Origin of the sequence: Microcoleus sp. OTE_8_concoct_300, from assembly GCF_031383065.1 — a bacterium.
Classification (GTDB): Bacteria; Cyanobacteriota; Cyanobacteriia; order Cyanobacteriales; family Microcoleaceae; genus Microcoleus.
This window is the reverse complement of sequence record NZ_JANMZH010000510.1, coordinates 1-5,461: the sequence shown is the minus strand read 5'-3', so window position 1 is coordinate 5,461 and position 5,461 is coordinate 1. Positions and strand designations below refer to the sequence as shown.

The following is a 5,461-nucleotide window of genomic DNA, read 5'->3' as shown; positions in this document are numbered from 1 at the left end:
GACAATCGCTGCTGGTGGAGAGTCCGCCGTCGGCGGACTCTCCCACTCTTACTCCCTTGTTTGATTATCATTATTATTCAATTATATTTCTACACAAAGGGGTATTGACAAAATCTACTCCCTTCTAACTTGCTACCAATGCTGTAAACGAGGAGGACAGAACTGTCTCAGCGTTATCTAGTGTCTTTGCGTAAGTCCTGTATTAAGAAACTTAGCTAAATTTTAAGTTTAGTTGCAAAACTCTGGGGGTTGTCACCCTATAAAGAGTGAGAGTGGTAACTTTGATTACAAGATGTCATTTTTTCAGATTCAAAGTTATCTAGGATAAGAAAATATGTACGATAAACGTCCCGATCGAGATTTGGCGAGTGCTGCGGTGACTGCGGCTCTGGGAGCTGGGGTCGTTACCTCTTTTGCGGTTAGCAGAGGACAAAACCCGCTGGTAGCCATCGGAATTACTGTTTTTGCAGCGGGAGTAGCTGTAATTTGCGATCGGTTCGGCTTAATTTAAGTTAATGTCCCATTTTTACGCACAGTTAACCAATAAAATCCCCGCCCTATTTGCAACTAGCAAAGGTGGGGATTTTCAATCGATCGTCAATAAGTTAGTTCGCGATCGCACGGGTGCGTCGAAACTGGGTTTTTTCACAGCAATACTTCGTTGCAGCTCCCAGATTAGGTAAAAAACCCGGTTTTTTGGGTGGGAGTACCTCAATCCTGTAAATAATCTTTTTAGATATAACAAAATAAAATCTTAGCCAATAATACCCAAAAACCGATCATTTTTCCGCCATCAAGGCTAAGATGTGGCTGCAAACTTTTTTCCTGACACTCGCGTCTCTATAAACAGCGATGCTATCTTGGTTGTTACCTGTAATTATTTTTGAAGGCAATTTTTTTCAAACGGGTGCTTGGCGCAAACAGGTAAAACTTAGCCTTGATAGATACTTAGCAACCCAAATCTGAGCTTTGGGAGTTTGTCCTGATACCCCACCCACAATTTCACAGTAAAAAGCTATGGAATCCCTCGCCTACCTCGAACTTGCTCTTGTTTGCGAAGCACCCGCAGAGTCGAAAATTTTTGATGGGCCTAAGTGGCAAAACCTATCGAGTCAGACTTATGTCGATTTGCTGTCTTTGGCTTTGATGCTGTCGGTTTTGAGTGCAGCCGGTTCGGCTTTTGCTCAAATAGATCCGGGAAATCCAAATTTGCGATCGGTTCAAGACAGGTTGCGGGATCTCGGCTATTTTCCCAGAGCTTCCACCGGTCAGCTCGGCCCGGTTACTCAACAAGCTCTGACTAACTTTCAACGAGACTATCAACTGTCGCTGACTGGCCGGCCCGATCGAGCTACTGTAATAGCACTCAACAGTTTTGCCGGGGATAATGATCGACCTTCTACAACTATTTATACAAATTATCGGGAGCTGCGTTTTGGAGACGCGGGTGCAGATGTTTCGGCTCTCCAGCGCAGGTTGCAGCAGCTAGGCTACTTCAAGGCGCATCCCACAGGGAGTTTTCGCCAAGTTACTCTAAATGCGGTGAGATACTTCCAGCGAATTAATCGACTGCGGGTGACTGGAGTTGCTGACAGGCAAACTTTAGCTTTGCTGTTTGGCTCCACCAGGCCGATTCCCCCCGTTACACCTCCTGGGAATATTTCGGGGAATGGCGGTTGTAAGGGGTTGCGGTTCGGGGACAGAGGAGCGACGGTAGACTTGATCCAGCGGCAGTTAAAAGCTTTGGGCTATTTTCAAGGCGGCGTTGACGGCAAGTTTCGGGAACGCACTCTCTACGCTGTGACTCGTTTTCAGCAAGACTACAATCTCGTTTCTGACGGCTGCGCTGACACTGCTACTTTGACTGCTATCGATGCCCAGATAAGGAAAGCTCAAATTACCTCATCGACTGCGGAAAATGACCAGCAGAGTAATGCCGGAGATTTTCTGGAGTTGGGCGACAGAGGCCGACAAGTAGAACTTCTGCAGCGCCGGCTGCAACAATTGGGTTATTACAGGAGCCAGATTCACGGTTGGTTCGATCGACCAACTCAAGCAGCTTTGATCCGGTTTCAGAAAGATCGCGGGCTGTTCGGGAGTGGGAGGGTTGATCGCAGCACTCAATCGGCTTTGCGGCAAGGCAACAGGCAGTCTGCACAGCCGTTGCCGTCGCTGGCTGGGACTCTGCGACGGGGTGATACTGGACCTGCTGTCCGACAACTTCAGTCTTCGCTCAGAAGTCTGGGCAAAAACCCCGGCCCGGTGAACGGAGTATTTGGATCTCAGACAGAGTTGGCGGTGCTGTCATTTCAGCAGGAACGCAATTTGTCACCGGCGACGGGTATTGCCACTCCGGCGACTTTGGCCCAGATCGAAAAGGGATTAGCTGGGCGGCTAGCTGTTCCTGCTGTTCCAATTAGCAGCAGTTTTAACTCTCGATCGAGCATTCAGCAATTACAAAGGCGGCTGCAAGACCTCGGCTTTTACACAGATCCCATCGGCGGAGTTTTCGATGCTGCGACGAGAGACGCCCTCGATCGAGCTCAGCGCAGTTACGGGGTCAGCAGCGACGATTTGTTGAGCCAAACTTAAGAGCAGGGGACTTGCGGACGCTGCATCAAAGAAATCGGGTTTCTGGTTTCTGACTGATTCCTGAAATGATTTATTTTGATCAAGAAACCCGGTTTCGGCGTAACTGCTAATCGCGCTTCGGTCACGGATTTTTGTTAAAAATTGTAACAAGCCGTACAAGAAAATGCGAAAATAGTGTATCCTCACTCAATTAAATCCGGGGCGGTGCTGCCGTTCTGGGCGATCGACCTCGGACAAGACCAATTGCTGGAAACCAAAGACGGCCATCCCATCCGCAAAGCTTCGTGGCAAACCGTATGAATGGTTAGCTGGCAGTCTAGCAGGTGCAACCCAGACTTTTCAGCTTGCTTCATGCCAATTTTCAGAATCGAGTCGTTGTTAAATTCGATCGTTCTGTTGCACTGAACGCAGACTAGGTGGTGATGGTGGTGCGGGTAGGGCTGGTTTATTTCATAGTGTTTGTGACCTTCGGCTAGTTCGAGTTCGCGGAGGAGGCTCATCCTTGCCATTAACTTTAAAGTTCGGTAAATGGTGGATAAGCTAATGTTTTCTCCGCGATTTTTTAACAATGTGTACAAATCCTCGGCACTCAGGTGGTTGCCTTTAGGGAGGTTCTGAAACACGTGCAAGATGGTTTCCCGTTGGGGAGTCATCCGCCAGCCTTTGTCATTGAGTTCGGATTTGAACGAGGACGCGGTATAAAGTGCCATAGTGACCCTCTCAAGAAAGTCTGCCTATTGACAATCATACACAACGATCGAGATATTTTGCAAATATCGCAGCTTATTGAAAAAAGATTGAGGAAAAAAATTGGTTTTTGATATTTCTTGACTTTTAATAAGCTTTATGCATTGATGCAGAGGACAGAGAAGTGGTTGAGAAGTAAATATTGTTACTTCTGCCAAATGTCTCCTGCCTTCTGCATAAGCGCCGAATGCCTGGCTCCGTGATTGATGGCGCTGACTGACCTGCTCAATTTAACTCAATTGGCGTAAGTCCCACGCTGTAATTGTACTCAATTGGGCGTTGGGATATAAGCCAAGCAAGGTCTATGAAAAAAGAGCGACAATTTCCTCAAAAGTCTAAGATATAAGTGGTTGCGACCCACCCACTCGACTGCAAACAACAGGCTACAGTAGCAGTAAAATGCTTGGCCTCGGACAACTGCGAGAGAAAAGGGGAAAGAGCAGACCGCTGGTTGGTAAGGTACGTCTCACCATAAAATACAATCCAAGTTTGTTGTACGAAAATAGTTTTTTGCCTTGGGAAACAGGGCTTCTGCGTGGATTCCCTAGGAAGGGATAAAGGCCGTAAAAAGCCTTCTTATGCTGTGTCAGACTCAGATCGTCTTCAGTGACGAATACCCAGAAATGGGTATACCCAACAGAGCAACGGCAAACGATACACGAAGCCCGAACTATAACGGTATTCCGTTTAGTTTGGGTATTTCACGTCAGAGACTCTAGATAGTCGCGCACGCGGTTGCGACGCTTGGGTTGGCGGAGTTTTTGCAAAGCTTTAGCTTCAATTTGGCGAACTCGCTCACGTGACAAGTCGAGCGCGCGACCGATTTCGGCGAGTGAGTAGGGGTGTCCGTCGCCCAAACCAAAGCGCATCAGAATTACATCTCGCTCGCGGCTGGTCAAATCTGCCAGCAGTTGCTGCAAGTCGCGGTGCAAAGCTTCTCGCATCAGCATTTCTTCGGGCGATACGCAGTCGGTTTCGAGCAAGTCGCCCAACTCTGTATCTTTTTCGTTGCCCACTTTAGTTTCTAGAGAAACAGACCGGGGGACTCGCAGCAAAACTTCTCGGACTTGGGGGGCCGTCATGTCCAACTCGACGGCGATGTCTTCGATAGTGGCTGTGCGACCTTTTTCTTGAGAAATTTTGCGCTGGGCTTTTTTGATTTTGTTAAGTTTTTCGGTGATGTGAACCGGGAGGCGGATGGTGCGGCTTTGAGTAGCTATGGCGCGCGTAATTCCCTGCCGAATCCACCAGTAGGCATAGGTGCTAAACCGATAGCCCCGCGTCGGATCAAACTTTTCTACGGCTCGCTCTAGTCCCAGAGTACCTTCTTGTATTAAATCGAGCAATTCTAAACCGCGATTTTGATATTTTTTCGCCACCGAAACCACGAGGCGCAGGTTCGCCTTAATCATGTGGTCTTTAGCTTCCACGCCTTCAGCTTGAATTCTTTCGATCGTCTCTACCGTCATCTCTGCTAACTCTGCCCACTGGCGCTTGCCTTCGGCCATAATTCGCTTGAGTTCTGGCACGTCACCGACGCCGGCGGTTAATGCCCAGCGTTCCAGGGAAGGTTTATGTCCTAACTGTGCCGCCAAGCGATCGCGCACCTCAATTAAATGCACGAAGCGCCCAATTAGCCCTTCTTCCTGGGAGGCGACGGTGTTGCGCAATTCCAGCAATTTGATATAGCGCTGAACTTTTTGAGCTTCCGAGACTTCTTCGTCTCTACCCAATAGACGAACCCGACCGATTTCTTGTAGGTACAGGCGCACTAAGTCTGTAGTGCGGCGGCTCGCATTTTTTTGCAATTTGGCTGCTTGGTCTGCATCCTCTGTTTCTGCTGGATCTTGATCGATGAGTTCGTCTCCAGCTTCTTCAGCATCTTCATCCAACACATCATCTTGCAAGGGATTGACTCGCAGTTGTTCGTCGAATTCAGCTTCAGCGTAAAAAGAGGTGGCTGGCATAGTAATTTTCTCAGTTGCTCCGGGTGAAAAGATGCTACGCTTAGCGGTTATTGATAATTATGATGCCCACTTTGTTAAGACGAAGCATCACCGCTTTTTGTTTCTTTACTAACTTTCCAGACTTGGATGCTGTTGTTCGATCGAACTTTGGCGGC

The 5,461-nt window shown here is 48.2% G+C and carries 4 protein-coding genes; 2 read left to right on the top strand and 2 right to left on the bottom strand.

Going from position 1 to position 5,461, the window contains the following annotated elements; all coding sequences use genetic code 11:
- Positions 1-334 precede the first annotated feature (334 nt).
- Positions 335-511 (top strand): hypothetical protein, encoded by a 177-nt coding sequence (locus ACUVJL_RS23600; RefSeq protein WP_332953658.1) that lies wholly within the window; start codon positions 335-337, stop codon positions 509-511.
- A gap of 506 nt (positions 512-1,017) precedes the next feature.
- Positions 1,018-2,592: a peptidoglycan-binding domain-containing protein gene (locus tag ACUVJL_RS23595; protein ID WP_445248063.1), complete on the top strand. Its 1,575-nt coding sequence runs from the start codon at positions 1,018-1,020 to the stop codon at positions 2,590-2,592.
- Between the two features lie 182 nt (positions 2,593-2,774).
- On the opposite strand, the gene ACUVJL_RS23590 is transcribed toward ACUVJL_RS23595, so the two are convergent.
- A complete protein-coding gene (locus ACUVJL_RS23590) occupies positions 2,775-3,302 on the bottom strand; it encodes a transcriptional repressor (RefSeq protein ID WP_333083016.1) in 528 nt (175 codons plus the stop codon).
- A 738-nt stretch (positions 3,303-4,040) separates the two neighbouring features.
- A complete protein-coding gene (sigC, locus tag ACUVJL_RS23585) occupies positions 4,041-5,306 on the bottom strand; it encodes an RNA polymerase sigma factor SigC (RefSeq protein ID WP_445248062.1) in 1,266 nt (421 codons plus the stop codon).
- Positions 5,307-5,461: the final 155 nt, after the last annotated feature.